The sequence below is a fragment of the Parasphingorhabdus marina DSM 22363 genome, assembly GCF_900128895.1.
GTDB lineage: Bacteria > Pseudomonadota > Alphaproteobacteria > Sphingomonadales > Sphingomonadaceae > Parasphingorhabdus > Parasphingorhabdus marina.
Genome location: NZ_FSQW01000002.1, coordinates 673,545 through 691,560, shown reverse-complemented (window position 1 = coordinate 691,560; position 18,016 = coordinate 673,545). Strand labels below are relative to the sequence as shown.

The 18,016-nt window shown below is 56.7% G+C and carries 10 protein-coding genes; 8 read left to right on the top strand and 2 right to left on the bottom strand.

Annotated features, from left to right (window positions below; translation table 11 throughout):
• Positions 1 to 87: 87 nt before the first annotated feature.
• Positions 88 to 3,585, top strand: coding sequence for a DNA polymerase III subunit alpha (dnaE, locus tag BUQ90_RS13020; RefSeq protein WP_074205599.1), 3,498 nt, complete (start codon positions 88 to 90; stop codon positions 3,583 to 3,585).
• A 49-nt stretch (positions 3,586 to 3,634) separates the two neighbouring features.
• Positions 3,635 to 5,242 (top strand): long-chain fatty acid--CoA ligase, encoded by a 1,608-nt coding sequence (locus BUQ90_RS13015; protein WP_074205598.1) that lies wholly within the window; start codon positions 3,635 to 3,637, stop codon positions 5,240 to 5,242.
• Between the two features lie 21 nt (positions 5,243 to 5,263).
• On the opposite strand, the gene BUQ90_RS13010 is transcribed toward BUQ90_RS13015, so the two are convergent.
• Positions 5,264 to 6,364: a PA0069 family radical SAM protein gene (locus BUQ90_RS13010; protein WP_074205597.1), complete on the bottom strand. Its 1,101-nt coding sequence runs from the start codon at positions 6,362 to 6,364 to the stop codon at positions 5,264 to 5,266.
• Between the two features lie 61 nt (positions 6,365 to 6,425).
• On the bottom strand, positions 6,426 to 6,953 hold the full coding sequence (moaB, locus tag BUQ90_RS13005; protein ID WP_074205596.1) for a molybdenum cofactor biosynthesis protein B: 528 nt from the start codon (positions 6,951 to 6,953) through the stop codon (positions 6,426 to 6,428).
• Between the two features lie 112 nt (positions 6,954 to 7,065).
• Between moaB and BUQ90_RS13000 the strand changes: the two genes are divergently transcribed.
• From BUQ90_RS13000 to addA, 6 genes are read left to right on the top strand one after another with little or no spacing between them, the layout of a single operon-like run.
• Entirely contained in the window at positions 7,066 to 9,417 is a 2,352-nt protein-coding gene (locus tag BUQ90_RS13000) for a sensor histidine kinase (RefSeq protein WP_074205595.1), read from the top strand.
• Positions 9,414 to 9,872: a tRNA (adenosine(37)-N6)-threonylcarbamoyltransferase complex ATPase subunit type 1 TsaE gene (gene tsaE, locus BUQ90_RS12995; protein WP_074205594.1), complete on the top strand. Its 459-nt coding sequence runs from the start codon at positions 9,414 to 9,416 to the stop codon at positions 9,870 to 9,872. Before BUQ90_RS13000 ends, tsaE begins: the two co-directional genes overlap by 4 nt.
• The gene (locus tag BUQ90_RS12990; protein WP_074206418.1) at positions 9,869 to 10,855 is read left to right on the top strand and encodes an aminoglycoside phosphotransferase family protein; all 987 of its coding nucleotides are present in this window, start codon (positions 9,869 to 9,871) and stop codon (positions 10,853 to 10,855) included. Before tsaE ends, BUQ90_RS12990 begins: the two co-directional genes overlap by 4 nt.
• Positions 10,852 to 11,568, top strand: a complete 717-nt coding sequence (locus tag BUQ90_RS12985; RefSeq protein ID WP_074205593.1) for a nucleotidyltransferase family protein — start codon at positions 10,852 to 10,854, stop codon at positions 11,566 to 11,568. Before BUQ90_RS12990 ends, BUQ90_RS12985 begins: the two co-directional genes overlap by 4 nt.
• Positions 11,561 to 14,539, top strand: coding sequence for a double-strand break repair protein AddB (addB, locus tag BUQ90_RS12980; protein ID WP_074205592.1), 2,979 nt, complete (start codon positions 11,561 to 11,563; stop codon positions 14,537 to 14,539). Before BUQ90_RS12985 ends, addB begins: the two co-directional genes overlap by 8 nt.
• Positions 14,536 to 17,973, top strand: coding sequence for a double-strand break repair helicase AddA (addA, locus tag BUQ90_RS12975; RefSeq protein ID WP_143182864.1), 3,438 nt, complete (start codon positions 14,536 to 14,538; stop codon positions 17,971 to 17,973). The genes addB and addA overlap by 4 nt, the downstream gene beginning before the upstream one ends.
• Positions 17,974 to 18,016 lie beyond the last annotated feature (43 nt).

Genomic DNA, 18,016 nt, shown 5'->3' with positions numbered 1-18,016 from the left:
ACAAGTTGCTGTGGAAAACCAGTCGATAGGTCACCACCCGCAATCTAAACATTGGCGAATCTCTCACGATCGCGATAGGCTGACGCCATGGCGCAAATCCCGTTCGTTCATCTCAGATCATTCTCTGCCTACACCATATTGGACGGCGCGATGGAGCCGAAAGCGATCGGTCCTGCCGCACTGGAACGGGGCTTTCCGGCGGTGGGTCTTGCTGATCGCATTGGCCTGTTCGCTTCCATGGCATTTGATGACGGCTGCCGGGCGAGTGGTATTCAGCCGATAACCGGATGTTTTCTGCGGGTGGCCAGGCCCGATCATTCAGGCGACAAACCGGTCATGGACTGGCTGGCGCTCTATGCTCAGAATGAGCAGGGTTATACCAATTTGTGTCGCCTCGTTTCGGCTTCGCACCTTGAACGACCGATCGAGATGGAAGCACATATCCCCTTTGAAATGCTGGAAGCGCATAATTCCGGCCTGATCGCCCTTACGGGCGGTGGTGAGGGTGCACTTGCGCGGCTGGTGGCCGAGGAACAGCAGACAGAAGCCGAAGCCTATCTGACGCGGCTGGAGAGAATTTTCGAAGGCCGGTTGTATATCGAATTGTCCCGCCGGGAAAATCCGGTGGAAATGGCTGCCGAAAAAGGACTGATCCGCCTTGCGATGGATCGTAGTATCCCGCTTGTTGCCACCAATCCCAGCTGTTTCGCCGATCCGGATTTTCATGAAGCGCATGATGCCATGACCTGTATCGCGGGTTCGGCCTATGTCGAGAATGACGACCGCGACAAACCCTCTCCCCATTTGTGGATGAAGAGCGCGCTGGTCATGGAAGAGCTGTTCGCTGACATTCCCGAAGCCCTTGAAAATACCGTCGTTATCGCGCAGCGCTGCGCATTTTCGCCGCCCCGGCGAGATCCGATATTGCCGAGCCTGGCTGGAGATCTGTCGGGGGAGGCAAACCAGTTGCGGGAGGATGCCAAAGCTGGCCTGGAAGCGAGGCTGGCAGCAATCGGCGAACTGGCTGACGAGGAGCGGCAAGTCTATTTTGATCGTCTGGCTTTTGAGCTGGACGTTGTCATCAACATGGGCTTTCCCGGCTATTTTCTGATCGTTGCAGACTTCATCAAATGGGCGAAGGAACAGGATATCCCGGTCGGTCCTGGTCGCGGGTCCGGTGCCGGATCAGTGGTCGCCTGGGCCCTGACGATCACGGATCTGGATCCCATAAAACTCGGGTTACTGTTTGAACGTTTCCTGAATCCGGAACGCGTGTCGATGCCAGACTTCGACATCGATTTTTGTGAAACGCGTCGCGGCGAGGTGATCCGCTATGTGCAGGAGAAATACGGAACAGGGCAGGTCGCGCAGATCATCACCTTCGGAAAGCTCAAGGCGCGGGCCGTTCTCCGGGACGTTGGCCGGGTACTGCAAATGCCTTATGGCCAGGTCGACCGGTTGACCAAACTGGTCCCCAACCATCCGACAGACCCCTGGGACCTGAAACGGGCGCTGAATGGCATTTCGGAACTGGCGCAGGACTATAAGCAGGCTGATGTGAAACGGCTGTTTGACCTGGCGATGAAACTCGAGGGATTGCCCCGCCACAGCTCGACGCACGCTGCCGGTGTTGTGATCGGAGACCGGCCGCTTGACCAATTGGTACCGCTCTATCGTGATCCGCGATCGGATTTGCCGGTAACGCAGTTCGACATGAAATTTGTCGAGCAGGCGGGTCTCGTCAAGTTCGATTTTCTGGGGCTGAAAACGCTTTCCGTTCTGAAAAAGGCCGTGGAACTGCTGGCCGAACGCAATATTGACGTGGATCTGGAATCGCTCGACTGGGATGATCCGAAGGTGTTCGAATTGCTCCAGAGAGGCGACACCGTCGGTGTGTTCCAGCTGGAATCCGAAGGCATGCGCCGGACACTGGCGGCCGTCAAACCCACGAACTTTGGGGACATCATTGCGCTGGTGTCACTATATCGTCCGGGTCCGATGGACAATATTCCCCTGTTTGGCGACCGCAAAAACGGGCGGGCCGAAATCGCCTATCCCCACCCGTTGCTCGAGGATATTCTGCAGGAAACTTACGGGATCATCGTTTATCAGGAACAGGTGATGCAAGCGGCCCAGGTCATCGCTGGCTACTCGCTGGGAGAAGCCGACCTGTTGCGCCGAGCGATGGGTAAAAAGATCCAGTCAGAAATGGACGCACAGCGAACGAGATTCGTCGAAGGTGCGGCTGCCAATGACGTGGGCCCCGAGCAGGCAAATGAACTGTTTGACCTGATTGATAAATTTGCCGGCTATGGTTTCAACAAAAGTCACGCTGCAGCCTATGCCCTGCTGGCCTACCAAACGGCCTGGCTGAAAGCCCACTATCCGCATGAATTTTATGCGGCATCCATGTGTTTTGACATGCATCAGAGTGAAAAGCTCAGCATCTTTGTCGATGACATGAAACGGCTGGGAGTCACGGCGCTGCCGCCCTCGATCAACAAAAGTCGGCCCTATTTCGCGGTAGAGGAACAGGAGGGCGCCCTGCTGGCGGTGCGTTACGCGCTCGCAGGACTAAAGAATGTTGGCGAAAAAGCGATGCAGGGACTGGTTGCCGAGCGGTCAGAAAGTGGCCGTTTTCAGTCGATCGATGACTTTGCCAACCGGATTGACCCGGCTGGTATGAACAAGCGGCAAATCGAAAGCCTCGCCGCCGCGGGGGCGTTTGATGAACTGGAACCCAATCGGGCACTGGTTCACGATGGCGCGGACATGATAATGTCTGTCGCGAACAGTGCTGCCGAAGCCCGGACCAGCGGGCAGGGCGGTCTGTTCAGCGATGGCGAATCCGGTGACATGCAGGCAATCCGGCTTCCGGATGCCGAGAGCTGGGATCTCAGCGAAATCATGATCCGTGAGCGGGATGCCTTTGGGTTCTATTTCGCATCACATCCGATATCGCAATATGCGGCGGTCACGTCCGCTCGCGGGGCGCTCACTTACGCATCGCTTTGCGAAGAAGGTCCGATCGCGGAAGGGCAGCGCAAACCCGCGGTCATGGCAGCGCTGATCGAGAATGTGCGCTGGCGGGAGAGCAAGCGGGGAAATCGCTTCATTCTCGCTGACCTGTCGGACAGCAGTGGCCAGTTTTCAGCCAGCTGTTTCGAAGAGGAGCAATGCGAAATTCTCGCCGAAATGGCCCGTGAAGGCCGCTGTGCGCTGCTCAATGTTGAACTGGATCAACGGTCCGATGACGAGGATCCACGTGTTGCGATCCGAAGAGTTCGTCCACTGGATCAGCTGGAAAAAACCACACGGACGAAGATGGAACTGGATATTCGGGACTTCGACGCCATGAGGGAATTGGCCAATATTCTTGCCGCACATTCGGGAGGGAAAAGCCAGCTGGTCGCCAGGGTTCCCGGTGACAACGGCCTCACTGTGGAAGTGAGCCTGGGAAACAGTTTCCAGCTGGATGCCCAGGTTGCAGAAACGCTGGACAAGGTCCCGGGTCTGGAAAATATTCGGCTGGGACCGGCCGGATTGCCGGGCAAGGCTCGCCCGAATTTAAGACTTGTAAGCTGATCCGATTCCGGGGAAAACCCGAATAAATCACAACAGACGGAGAGAATCTATGGCCGGAGCAATGCAGGCTAGTGCGCTCAAAATTTCCAATCTGATTGATCACGCCGCGCGTGAGCACGGAGACCGGGAAATCGTGACCTACTGGGCGGATGGTTCCCTGACTCGTTCCAACTGGGGTGAAGTCGGACGGGAATCACGGAAATTCTCGCAGGCTTTGCAACGGCTGGGCATGAAGAAGGGCGACCGGATTGCCACGATCGCCATGAATCACGTCCACCATCTGATCAGCTGGTACGGATCGGCCGGCATTGGCGGCATTCTCCACACCGTGAACCCCCGACTTTTCGAAGAGCAGCTGGTGTACATTATCAACCATGCGGAAGACCGGGTGCTGTTGTTCGACAAGATGTTCACGCCAATCATCGAAATGCTGAAGCCGCAGTTAAAAACGGTGGAGCACTATATCCAGTTTGACGGTGAGAAGGGCGATTATCCGACATTTCGCGAGCTGGTTGATGCCGAAGACGGCAATTTTGAGTGGGTGGACGTCGACGAAAATGATCCGTGTGGCTTGTGCTATACCAGCGGCACCACAGGCAATCCCAAAGGGGTGCTCTACGAACATCGCTCCAACGTGATCCATGCGATCACCGAAGTGCAGCCAGATGTGATGGATCTGGCGACGGGGTCCGTGATGTTGCCCGTTGTCCCAATGTTCCATGCCAATGCCTGGGGGCTGCCATTTGCTTGTGCGACGGTCGGTGCGAAAATGGTCTTCTCGGCGAGCAATGAAGCTCCGGTATTGTGGAAATTGATCAGGGAAGAGGGCGTAACGCACAGCGCGGGTGTTCCTACGGTCTGGCTGTCGATGTTCGCAGACATGGACTCCAATGGCGGGGATTATGGCAAGTTGCGCGTTGTTGTCATCGGGGGATCTGCCTGCCCGCGTTCGATGATCGAGCGGTTGATGTCTAACGGGATTCGGGTTGCGCATGCCTGGGGAATGACGGAAACATCGCCGATTGGTACCACGGGTGCGAAGCCGGCCAATTGGGACGAACTGGATTTCGACGCACAGGTCGACGTCATTTGCAAACAGGGTCGTCCGCCATTCGGCGTTGAACTGCGTGTTGTTGACGAAGAAGGCAACATCCAGCCCAGGGACGGTGAGTCCAGCGGGACCCTGGAGATCCGCGGACCCTGGATTATCAAGCGCTATTACCGTGCGGACGAAGATGCGGTTGCGGACGATCTGTGGTTCGATACGGGCGACGTTGCCGTTTTGCATCCCGATGGCACAATGCAGATCACGGACCGTGCAAAGGACGTGATCAAGTCGGGCGGCGAGTGGATCAGTTCGATTGAACTGGAAAATGCTGCGGTTGGCTGTCCGGGAGTGGCCGAAGCGGCCGCCGTGGGCGTTTATCATCCGAAATGGGATGAACGGCCGTTGCTCCTTATCGTGCGCAAGCCGGAGGCTGATGTGACTGGCGAAGATGTTATTGCCTTTTTGCAGGACAAGGTGGCCAAATGGTGGTTGCCGGACGAAGTCAAATTTGTCGACGAGCTGCCGCATACGGCGACGGGAAAGATCCTGAAGCGCGCGCTTCGCGACGAATATAAGGACTACAAGCTCGCCAGCCTGGCGGAGGCCTGACTTCGCCCTTTTTCAGGGTGATCAAAACAGTTCCATCTGGCTGCCAGGCAATATCGGCGGCTTGAACAGGTCGGTACGCAGCGCAAATTTGGTCGTTCCCAGTCCATGTTTGCGCACCGCAATTTTCGTGCGTTGATGCAACAGCCGCGCCCAGGGACCTGACCCTCGCATTCGTGCGTGAAAGCGGGGATCGTTGCGTTTACCACCGCGCATCGATGCGATGATGTTCATCACCTTGTCTTTCCGGTCGGGAAAATGGGACTCCAGCCATTCTTCAAACAGCGGAGCGACTTCATGCGGCAGGCGCAAGGGGATGATGGACAGACTGGACGCGCCTTTGGCTGCTGCGGCTTCGGTGATTGTCTCGATCTCGTGATCCGTGATCGCCGGAACAACCGGTGCGATATTGACATGCACATAGATGCCGGCGTCACTCAGTTGGCGAACAGCATCAAGCCGCTTGATCGCAGACGGTGCTCGTGGTTCGAGCAGGCGATGGACATGCCGGTCAAGAGAAGTGACGGAAATGGCCACCCCCACCAGATCCCGTTTGGCCAGTTTTCGCAAGATGGCCAGATCGTCGACAATACGATTGGACTTGGTGGTGATTGCAACCGGGTGACCCGTCTCGTGCATGACCTCCAGAATATCGCGCGTGATCCGGTAGTCCTTTTCGATTGGCTGATAAGGATCAGTATTGGTGCCCAGCGCGATCGGTGCTGGATTGTAGGAAGGCCGGGCGAGAGTTTGCCGGAGCAAACTGGCCGCATCGGGTTTGGCAAAGAGCCGGGTTTCGAAATCCAGACCGGGCGACAGGTCGTGATAGGCATGGGTTGGCCGCGCATAGCAATAAACACATCCATGTTCGCATCCCCGGTAGGCATTGATCGACCTGTCGAAAGGAAGGTCGGGCGACGTATTGAAACTCAGGATGGATCTGGGGTGTTCGATTGTCACTTCAGTGCGAAGTCCGGGGAGTGGCAGCTCATCCTTCGCCAGATCGTCCAGCCAGTCGCCATCGGCCTCCCGTGAGGGCAGATTGAATCGTTGGCTGTCCAGGTTGCTGACGGCTCCACGGCCCTTTAGCGGAGGGGCGCACGAATGCTTTGACTGAGAAGGCATGCCGTCATTTTAGCATGAGAACAAAAAAGGAACAAATGGAATTTATTCTGGAAAAATTTGCCTATTTTTCAAGCAATCGCGGCATGAGTTCGACGAAATTGCAAGGCCGGTGACGGCTGTCGAGTTGCGTGTCCAATATGCCGTCCCAGCCGTCCTTTACGGCCCCGTTGGAGCCTGGCAGAGCAAAAATATAGGTGCCTTGTGCCACAACCGCGCAGGCCCGCGACTGAACGGTAGAGGTGCCAATACTCTTGATGCTGAGCCAGCGGAACATTTCTCCGAAACCCGGAATATCTTTCTCTTTCACTTCATCCAGAGCTTCGGGGGTTATGTCGCGTCCAGTCAGTCCAGTTCCGCCGGTTGTGATAATGGCGTCGACACTGTCATCGGCTATCCACTGATTGAGTTGTTCGACAATCGCGGCTTTTTCGTCCCGGATAAGCGTGCGCTTGTGCAGAACATGGCCTTTGGCTGCAATCCGTTCTGCCAGAATATCCCCGGAGCTGTCTTCCTTGAGCGTACGCGTATCGGACACGGTCAGCAGCGCTATATTGATCGGTTTGAATGTGCGGCTTTCATCTATCGGCATGCGGTGACTCCGGAAATTTTGTCGTTGCTATAGCCCATATTCACACGGAAATTGAAACCATAATGAATAGGGGCTTTTCGCAGGCTCGCGAACCGTCTAATCGCATGGGTTCATGTCCAACGTTCCTGACCTTACCGCTGTCATTCTGGGGCTCGTTCTGGCCGCTTGGCTGGCCGCGGCTGCATGGGCCGTCTGGACTGGTTTGTCGATGAAAAGCAAGGCCCAGGCGACGTTGCGGCAAACCGGCCGGTTGGGGCGACTGCTTGAGACATCACCGGCGCTGCCTCTATTGGTACGATCAGACGGGAAGCTCGAGGCGTCCCAGCGCTTGATGCACTGGCTGGGATTTGATCATCTGCCGGCACATATTTCCGAACTGCATGCCCATGACGCCGGCATGAGCCGCGACGATCTGGAGGGACTGTCAAAGGATGTGAATCTGGCCCAGAAATCGGGTCGGGAGTTTACGCGAGCCGTTCAGGTTTCGGGCTCTGACAAGTCCTTGCTCATCAAGGGTGGACTTGCCGATCCCAAGATTGCGCCCAATGGCAGTGCTTTGCTCTGGGTTTTCGATGCGACCGAAAGCCAGGCGGAGATCAGAAGCCTGCAGGAGGAGAAAGCTAGCGCCCGGAATGCATTTGATGCCCTGTCGGCCCTGATCGAAGCCGCACCGATGCCGATGTGGCACCGCGATGCCGATTTCCAGCTCACTCTGGTCAACCAGGCTTATGTGCGGGCAGTAGATGCCGAGAGCGGGGCTGAGGTTGTCGAGCAGGCGATTGAGCTGGTCGAAACTATTGACGGTCTGAGCCCCAAGGATGCTGCAGCACGTGCTCTGGAAAAAGGCGCACCCTATGAGCGCGTCGTCGCCACAACAATCGGGGGGCAGCGACGCATGACGCAGGTTGTGGATGTGCCCCTGGGAAAATCCGGAATAGCCGGATATGCGATCGATATTCAGGAGCTGGAAGATGCACGCAAAGAGCAGCGCCGCTTCAGCGAATCACAGCGCGACATGCTCGACAAGATTTCCGCTGCAGTGGTCCAGTTTGATGCCGACAAGTCTCTGAAATTCTGCAACCTTCCGTTCCAGCGCATCTTCTCGATGCGGCAGCAATGGATTGCGGAGCGTCCCGAGTTTCCGAGGGTATTGGACCGGATGCGCGAGATGAACCGTATACCTGAGGTTCGGGATTTTCCTGAATGGCGGGAAGAGAAAACGCACTGGTTCCAGTCGAAGGATTCGATCGAGGAAAACTGGCTGCTGGCGGACGGCACCCATTTGCGGGTGCTCGCCAATCCGACTCCCGATCGCGGACTGCTGGTGATATTCGAAGACCGGACAGAGCAGGCTCAGCTGGCCAGCGCACGGGACATCCTTCTGCGGGTTCGAACAGCGACTTTCGACAATCTGTTTGAGTCCATTGCGGTCTTTGCAGCCGATGGCAAACTCAACATCTGGAATCACCAGTTCGCCAGCAACTGGCGGCTCGACGAAGAGGAGCTTGGCAAGCATCCCAGAGTAGACTCCCTGATGCAGAAGATGGCCGGACAGTTGAAGCAACCGGCCCGGATTTCCGAAGTCCGCGAGATGGTTCGAACGGCAACATCCGAACGCGTGCAGCAGGAGGGCCGGATCACATTCGCAGACGGGCGCAAATTCCAATATGCCGCAATACCGCTGCCGGATGGGAATGCCTTGTTCACGATGCTCGACATTTCCGACAGCAACAAGATCGAAGAAGCACTAAGGGAACGCAACGAAGCCCTTGTTGAAGCGGACTCCATAAAGGCGAGCTTCCTCGCCAACATGAGCTATGAATTCCGGACACCGCTGACTTCGATCGGCGGCTTTGCAGAACTGCTCGACAATGATGTCGCCGGTCCATTGACCGATCAGGGGCATGAATATGCCCGGGCGATCCTGCAGTCGGTCAAGCGTCTGGGGAGCCAGATCGACAATGTCCTGGATCTCAGCCAGAGCGAAGCCGGGGCGCTGCCCATTGCAAAGGAAAAGGTAAACCTGAACCGGCTGGTTGAGAAAGTGGCAGACCATTTTGCCGACGAGGTTCAGACGCTGAACATCGATGTTGAGCTGCAACTTGACGAAACTCTCGGCTCGGCAATGGCGGATCAAAAGCGTCTGGGTCAGGCCATCTCTCAGGTTATCGACAATGCCATCCGCTATACCGGGAAGGATGGGCGGATCCTGATTAACGGCAGCGGCAATGTGAAGCAGGCAGTTATCCATATTTCCGACAATGGTCCTGGCATGACGGCCGGACAGCAGTCCAAGGCGTTTGACAGTTTTGCGCGATCCCGAAACCAGAAAGCGGGAGAAAGCAGCGGCGGTCTCGGATTGCCACTGGCAAGGCAATTGGTGCTGGCGCATGGCGGAGATCTCACCCTGACCTCCGAGCCAGGACAGGGAACACTGGTGTCGATCTACTTGCCGAGACAATGACGACCGCTAGTCGCAATCTCGAATCGGTGCAGGCAACCGAAACATTTGGTGCTGAAATCGGCCGGCGGCTGCGCATCGGTGATACAGTTGCGCTTCGCGGCACGCTTGGTGCGGGTAAAACCACGCTGGCGCGCGGGATAATGCACGGGCTTGGATTTGATGCGGAAGTGCCCAGCCCAAGCTTCGCCATTGTTCAGCAATATGAGCCTCCCGAGACCCGGTTGCCGATTGCGCATGTGGATTTCTATCGCATCGAGGATCCGCGGGAAATTGTCGAGCTGGGTCTCGACGAGATTTTGCAATTCGGTGCGATGATCGCCGAATGGCCGGAGCATCATCCGGACTTTCCGTGGACTAACGGTCTGCAGATCGAGATGAAAATCAAACCAGATGACACACGCCTGTTGACTTGGCAGGCCGGTCCGGCTTGGAAGGACAGATGGCCACCAACATGACACCTCCGGCGCAGGCCGTACCCTTTCTCGAACAACATGGATGGACCACTCCCAAATTGACGGCTGTGGCCGGGGACGCCTCCTTTCGGCGATATTTCCGGGTTGATTCCGGTGCCCGTCACGCCATTCTGATGGACGCACCTCCGCCACATGAGGATCCCAGACCCTTTATCGATATTGCATGCCATCTGCGTTCCCAGGGCTTTGCTGCACCTGAGATTCTGGCGCAAGATCTGGACCAGGGTCTGGTTTTGCTGGAGGATTTTGGCGATCAGCGAATGCGCGAACATGTGGATCACCATCCGGAAGAGGAAGAGGCGGTTTACCGGCACGTTGTCGACCTGCTGGCCGAACTCCGGCAGCAGCCTGCAGCTGATATTCCGCCATACAGCCGGGACGAATATGTGCGAGAGGTCAACCTGTTGACCGAATGGTATTGTCCTGCCCAAGGGCTGGAAGTGGACCTGCCAGGCTTCGAAAGGGCCTGGGATCAGGTCCTCCAATCCATACTGGATGTTCAGGAACCGCCCGTCACCGTTCTGCGCGATTATCATGCAGAGAATATCATGCTGCTGAAAGATGGTCGTCTCGGCTTGCTGGATTTTCAGGATGCTCTGGCCGGCCATCGCGCCTATGATCTTGTGTCGATGTTGCAGGATGCCCGGCGCGATGTTTCAGACGAGCTCGAAGCTGCCATGATTGCACATTATCTGTCAGTCACGGGTGAGACTGATCCGGAACAGTTCCGCAGCCACTATGCGATATTGGGTGCACAGCGAAACACCAAGATCATCGGGATATTCACGCGCCTCTGCAAACGGGATGGGAAGGCGCGCTACCTGGATTTCCTTCCGAGGATGTGGGGACTCCTGGAAAAAGACCTGCGGCATCCGGATCTGGCCCCGGTTGCAGCCTGGTTTGACGAAAATATTCCCGCTGAGATTCGGCAACAGCCAGTTCCGGTTGAGGCCCCGATTTCATGACGGATGTGCAAACAGCCATGATCATGGCCGCCGGCCTTGGCAAACGCATGCGGCCGCTCACCGCCACGCGGCCGAAGCCGCTTGTCAAAGTTGCCGGCAAGGCGATGATTGACCACTGTCTCGACAAGCTCTGGGAGGCGGGGATCACCAGGGTGGTGGTGAATGCACACTATTTGCCTGATGCCCTGGAAGCTCATTTAAAAAGCGTCAATTACCCGTTTGAAATCCGGATTTCCGATGAGCGTGCCCAGTTGATGGAAACTGGCGGTGGACTGGTTCAGGCGGAACCTCTGGTCGAGGAGGACAGGTTTTTTTGCATCAACTGTGACAATCTCTGGTCAGATGGCCCGACCAACAGCCTGCAGCGTCTGTCGGAACGGTGGGATGATGATGAGATGGATGCGCTGTTGCTGCTTGTGCCTCAGACATCTGCGCATAATTACAAGGGCGCCGGGGATTTCCGACTGGATGAACATGGACGCGTCACAAGGCGCCTTCCAAACCGGCAAGCCCCGTTCATTTATACGGGCATTCAGCTGCTGTCGAAGCGCTTGCTTCGCGATGCGCCGGACGGTCCGTTTTCGACGAACATCCTGTGGAGCCGGGCGATAGAGGAAAAGCGTCTGTTTGGCATCGTCCATGAGGGCGACTGGTTTGAAGTGGGCACTCCCGAGGCGATAGCGCCCACCGAAGCTGCGCTGGCCAGTGCCTGATCGCGTCAAACCGCATATTTACAACATAGCCGCTCATGGCGGATTTGCCGATGCACTGGCGCAGGGGCTGATTGACAGGTTTGATGACAAGGCGTTCGGCCTCGCCAGACTGCTCCTCATACTTCCCAATAACCGGGCGCGAAAAGCGGTTCAGGATGCCTTTGTTCGTCTGAGCGATGAGGGGCTTCTCTTGCCGCAGATGGCAGTGATCGGGGATCTCGATCTCGATGAATCGGTTGGAGTGGCGCTGGATAGCGGGGAACTCGCGCTCGATATTGCTCCCGCAATAGAACCGCTTGATCGCCTGTTGATGCTGGCGCAACTGATCGAACAACAGAGCAAGGCGAGAGGTGAGCCGGTGCTGGCGAAAGATGCCCTTCGGCTGGCCCGGGAATTTGCGCGGACCCTTGATCAACTGACTGTCGAAGAAATTGATGTGCGGAAGTTGCTCGATCTGGAGGTGGAGCCGCATCTGTCGGACCACTGGCAAAACTCTCTGTCCTTTTTCCGCACCGTTGCCGAGAAATGGCAGAAGCAATTGCACACGCTTGGTTATTCCGAACAGGCAAGCCGGCGGAACCGGTTGTTCGATAGCCTGTCCCATATCTGGTCCAGTGCGGCATCGGAACGGACGATCATTGCGGCGGGTATCACGACCTCAGCGCCAGTCATCGCGCGCTTTCTCCGCACCATCGCATTTTTGCCGAGAGGTATGGTGGTGTTACCGGATCTGGATCTGGTCATGCCCGATGAAGAATGGGCGTTACTGGATTCCGGAGATTCCAGTCAGGAGGGTTTTTCGGTCCGGCGTGCGCAGGAGACGCACCCCCAGTTTCATTTGAAAATCCTGCTTGAACGGATGTCCGTCGCTCGTGTGGAGGTGATGCGCTGGCCGCGGACCGGGGAAAGCGGTGCGGTGGCCAGAAGGAGCAAGGCGCTCAGTCACGCTTTTGCGATTCCCGAACTCACGTCCCGCTGGTCAGACTTGCCGGCGTCCGAACGCAGCCTGGCCGGCGTTCAGACCGCAGAGGCGAAGACCAGTGGTGAAGAAGCGCAAATCGTTGCCTTGCTCGCTCGCGAGGCGCTGGAACAACCAGAGCGACGCGTTGCGATCGTCACGCCGGACAGGACCCTCGCGGCGCGCATCGCCGGTCACCTGAAACGCTGGGACATTCAGGCGGATGATACAGCTGGTCAACCATTGTCAAAGCTCCCCGAGGGAATCCTTTTTCTCAATCTGCTGGCCGTCGCTGCAGAAGGCTTCGCGCCTGCTGCCTTGCTGGCTCTGCTCAAACATCCGTTGGTCCGCTCCGGAGAGAATCGACTGGACTGGCTGGACAATGTTCGCAAGCTGGATCTGTTGCTGAGGGGACCGCGACCGGCTCCGGGGCTAAAAGGCATCGACAATTTGCTGATATCGGATGACCGGCGCACAAGAGTATTGCGCGAGGAAGTATCAGGCTGGTGGTCTGAGATCCGGCCAATGTTCGAAAACCTGAGCGTGATGCTGAAATCGCCCCTCGACTGGGCAAACCTATTGGCTGAAATTCGGTCTGTTGCCGGATTGCTGACAGGTGACCAGCTGTGGAAAGGTCCTGGTGGCCGGGCATTGGCGGATTTTCTGTCGGAATTGCAAGTTCGTGACACACTTGGCCCTGGAAGTATTCAAGCGGCAGAAATTGGAGAATATTTCGAAACCTTCCTTTCCGAAATCGCTGTCCGCGCCCCTTATGGAGGACATCCCAGGATAGCGATTTTCGGTTTGCTGGAAGCCAGGTTGCAGCAGGCAGATCTGGCTATTTGCTGCGGGTTGAACGAAGGCAGTTGGCCCCAGAAAATCAGCCCGGACCCATGGCTGGCGCCGATGGTGCGCAAGTCACTGGGCCTGCCGGAACAGGAACGTCAAATCGGATTATCGGCTCATGATCTGGTTGGCATCATGGGCAGCAAGGATGTTATCCTTACGCGCGCCTTGCGGGATGACAATGGTCCGGCCCTGGCATCGCGCTTTCTTCTGAGACTACAGGCCATGTGCGGCACCAGCCTGCGCACGCATTCCGATGCGCGCCGTCTTGGACAAATGATCGACTGGCCTGCAAAAAGGATCAAGCTGGCCCGTCCAGCGCCAAACCCGCAAGTGGAACAACGGAACGTTCCGTTTGCTGTTACGCAAGCTGATCGCCTGAAAGCCGACCCATTCGCATTTTACGCGAGCAAGATCATGGATCTGTCTGCGCTGGAAAAGGTGGACGCGGAACCGGGAGCGGCCTGGCGGGGAACGGTGATCCACCAGATTCTGGAGGATTGGGCCAAACAGGATCGCTATGATCCGGATCGCCTCATTCAGCGGGCCGAGCGCTTTTTGAACGACCGGAACTCGCATCCGCTGATGCGCAGCCTGTGGGCTCCCAGGCTCATGGAAGGTCTGCGATGGATTGCGGCTACCGTGTCGGAGAATTCAAAATCTGGCCGAGTACCGGTGCTGTCAGAACAATATGGCGTGTCCGAAATTGCAGGTGTGGAATTGTCCGGCATCCCGGACCGGATTGACCGGCTGCCTGATGGAAGCCTGGCCATTGTGGATTACAAGACCGGTGGCCCACCCAGCAATCGTGCGGTCCGTGAAGGTTTTAACTTGCAGCTGGGCTTGCTGGGCGCATTGGCGGAGCAGGGAGCCTTTGGCGAGGTTTCCGGCCAGGTCTCAGCTTTCGAATATTGGTCGCTTGCCAAGAAGAATGATCTGTTTGGTCATGTCCAGTCACCAACCAGGGGACAGGGTGACAATTTTGTCGCTGCGGATGAAATGGTCGATCGTTCGGTCGCGCAGTTTAATGACACCGTGGATCGCTACATCCGCGGGTCCGAACCGATGACGGCAAAGCTTCATCCCGAATATGGCTATGCGGATTATGATCAGCTGATGCGGCTGGAGGAATGGTATGGTCAAACCAGCGCGGAAGATCCGAAATGAGCCGGCTCCATTCTTTGGCAGAAGAGCAGACAAGAGCGGTGCAGCCCGAAGACAATATCTGGCTCAGTGCTTCGGCAGGTACCGGGAAAACCCAGGTGCTCACAGCGCGGGTATTCCGCTTGCTGCTGCGCGAGAATGTTGATCCCGAGCACTTGCTCTGTCTGACTTTTACGAAAGCAGGAGCCGCAGAAATGGCAGAGCGCATCCGCAGCCAGCTCGCGGCCTGGGTGCGGATGCCGCAAAAAGATCTGCGTCAGGACCTGCACGCCATCGGCGCAAGCAATGACCCGGCCACTCAAGAAAGGGCACGCACACTTTTTGCTCGTGTACTCGATGCCAGAGGTGGCGGATTGCGGATCATGACGATCCACAGCTTTTGTCAGTCCTTGCTGGCGTCTTTCCCTGAAGAAGCCGGAATTGCTTCTCTTTTCCGGCCGCTAGAGGAACGGGACCAGAAAATTCTCGCCCGGGAAGCCCTGGCGGACATGTTGCAAGAAGAGGAGACATCCGGAAGAACTGACATTATTCAGGCGGTCCAGGCTTTATCCGTTCGCATGGGAGAGGATGCTGCGGAGCAGTTCCTGATGCGGTGCGCTCAAAAGGCAGATGCGATGGAATTTTTGCCTGCCAGGGTCGTCCCGTTTGTGCGCGGGATTCTGAACCTGCCCATCGAAGAGGATCCCGTGACCTGGCTGACTGATGCATGTCAGGATGAAAAATTTGATCGGCATGTTCTGCAGGCATTGCAATCTGCAATGGCCGGATCCGGGGGCAAAAAGGAACAAGAACGACAGCTCGTCATCGGCGATTGGCTGGCTGCTGATCCCAAGGCTAGAGCGCAAAACCTGCAAGAATTGCACGAGGCGCTGGCCACGAAATCTGCTGGCACGGTCTACAAGCCAACCAAAGGCTTGCTGGAGGCATTGCCTGATTATGACAAGGTGGCTGGCGAGTTGGTGGACTGGAGCAGTGAACTGCGCGGCAAGGCGACATTGTTTCAATATGCGGACCTGTTGGCCGGTGCGCTCGAAGCTGGACGGGCGTTCTATTTTCGCTACCGGGACGCCAAGCGGCTGCGAGGCGGGGTCGATTTTGATGACATGATCCGGATGACCGCGAAGTTGCTGAGGCAGGGCGATATGGCTGAATGGATCCGCTACAAGCTGGACCAGCGAACCGACCATATCCTGGTGGACGAAGCACAGGATACCAATCTGGCCCAATGGGATATCGTTCATGCGCTAGCTGACGAATTTTTTGCTGGATTGGGCGCCAGCGGCGACCGTTTGCGGACGCTTTTCACCGTTGGAGATTTCAAGCAGGCCATCTTCGGTTTCCAGGGAACAAGTCCTCACAATTACACACAGGCACGGGATGATTTTTTTGAACGTGCCAAGGCTTCTGGCCGGTCGTTCAAATCACTGTCCCTTGATCGCAGCTTTCGCTCAACACCGCCTGTGCTGGAAGTGGTGGACCGGACGTTTGAACAGATTGGCTATCGCGATCTCGGTCTCGGCAAGGCCATTCGACAACATCGCAGTTTCTTCGATCAGCAGCCGGGCAGCGTCACGTTATGGAAGCCTGTAATCCATGGCATTAACGCCAGTGAAGGAGACGACGAAACATGGCTGGAAGACGAAAAGCGGGTTTTTGCACAGCGACTTGCGGACCAGATCAAATGGTGGCTGTCCCCGGACAATGGATTGTGGCTCAGTCAGAAAAAACGGTTTGCCAAGCCGCAGGACATCATGATTCTGGTCAGCAAAAGAGACGAACTGAGCGCGTTGATCGTCGCCCGGCTGTTTGCCGAGAACATTCCGGTTGCGGGGATCGACCGGATTCGCTTGAACCAGCCGCTGGTCGTGCAGGATCTGCTGGCCTCCATTCGCTTTGTCCTGCAACCGCATGATGACCTTAATCTGGCAAGTCTGCTTGTGTCTCCGCTGCTTGGCTGGTCGCATGATGACCTGCTTAAACATGGTTATCGCGGACCGAAGCACAATGACAAATCGCTCTGGGATTTCCTCAAAGCCGGGAACTCACACGGCGAGGCGATTGAGGCGCTGCGTGACTTGCTGAACATGGCGGACTTCAACACGCCCTACCAGTTCCTCGAAACCATATTGTCCGGTCCGATGCAGGGTCGCATGAAACTTCTGGCCAGATTGTCGCATGCCGCTCTCGATCCAATGGAAGAGTTGATGAACCTGGCTCTCGAGTTTGAGCAAAATCATGTGCCGACACTTCAGGGATTTCTCGACTGGTTCGATCGCGGAGATGTGGAAATAAAACGGGACCAAGGTGAGGTTGCAAATGAAGTTCGCCTGATGACGGTTCATGGTGCAAAAGGTCTGCAGGCCCCGGTGGTTGTCCTTGCCAATGCCACTTTCGACCCGGCGAACAAACAGCATACCGGATTTGATATCCCGCTGGGGCAGGGGATCGGTGCGAATCTTGACTATCCCCTTGTCCCTCCCCGGAAAGCCGAGCGTGTCGGGGTTCTTGCCGAGCATGCGGACTATGCCGCAGCCCGGGAGATGGAAGAGCACTGGCGACTTCTCTATGTCGCGATGACCCGGGCAGAAGAGCATCTTTTTGCCGGTGGTGTCCTTGGGCCACGGGCACGAGGCAGAATCCCGGATTCCAGCTGGCATGCAGCGATCGGACGCGGACTGGAGTCGTTGGAAAGGGATGAGCAGAGTGTCAAACTCTGGGGCACGGCACAGATATATGCGATGAAGGCTCTGAACAGTGCGCGCAAGGTTGTTCCGGCGGACCATGATCGGTCGTCGCTCGACAAGTCGGATCTTCCGGGCTGGCTGTATCAGCCCGCCCCCCAGGAATCACGGCCACCGAGGCCACTCACGCCATCAGATCCCGGGATTGATGACGCTATCAACCCGCCTGCCGGTATCGCAGGCAGAAAAGCGATGGAACGCGGGAAACTGCTGCACAGTCTTTTTCAGCGACTACCGGACATTGCACCAGAACGCCGTGCAGATGTTGCGGACCGCTGGCTGGAAAACCAGAAAGGAATTGCAGATCCAGCGGAGCGACAGGAGCTTGCTGAAGAGGTTTTGCAAGTGCTGGGGCATCCGCAATGGGCCGGGTTTTTTAATGTCGATGCATTGGCCGAGGCGCCGGTCGCCGCGGTTGTCGACGATTATGTCATTTCCGGCACCGTGGATCGCCTGGTTATCGAGGACAACAGAATCCTTGTCATCGATTTCAAGACGGGTCGAAAGCTGCCCAGGGATGCGGGAGATGTGCCAAGCTCCTACCTCCGGCAAATGGCCGCTTATCGGGCGGCGTTGCAGAAAATATTCCCCGATCGCCAGGTTCAGGCCGCGTTGCTGTTTTCGGAAGGTCCCCTTTTGCTGGAACTACCTGCCGAGTTGCTTGACCATCACAAGCCTGGCTTTGTGCGGCCATGAAAATCCTATTCTGGCAAAAGCTTGAGCAATGCCGCCAGTGCAC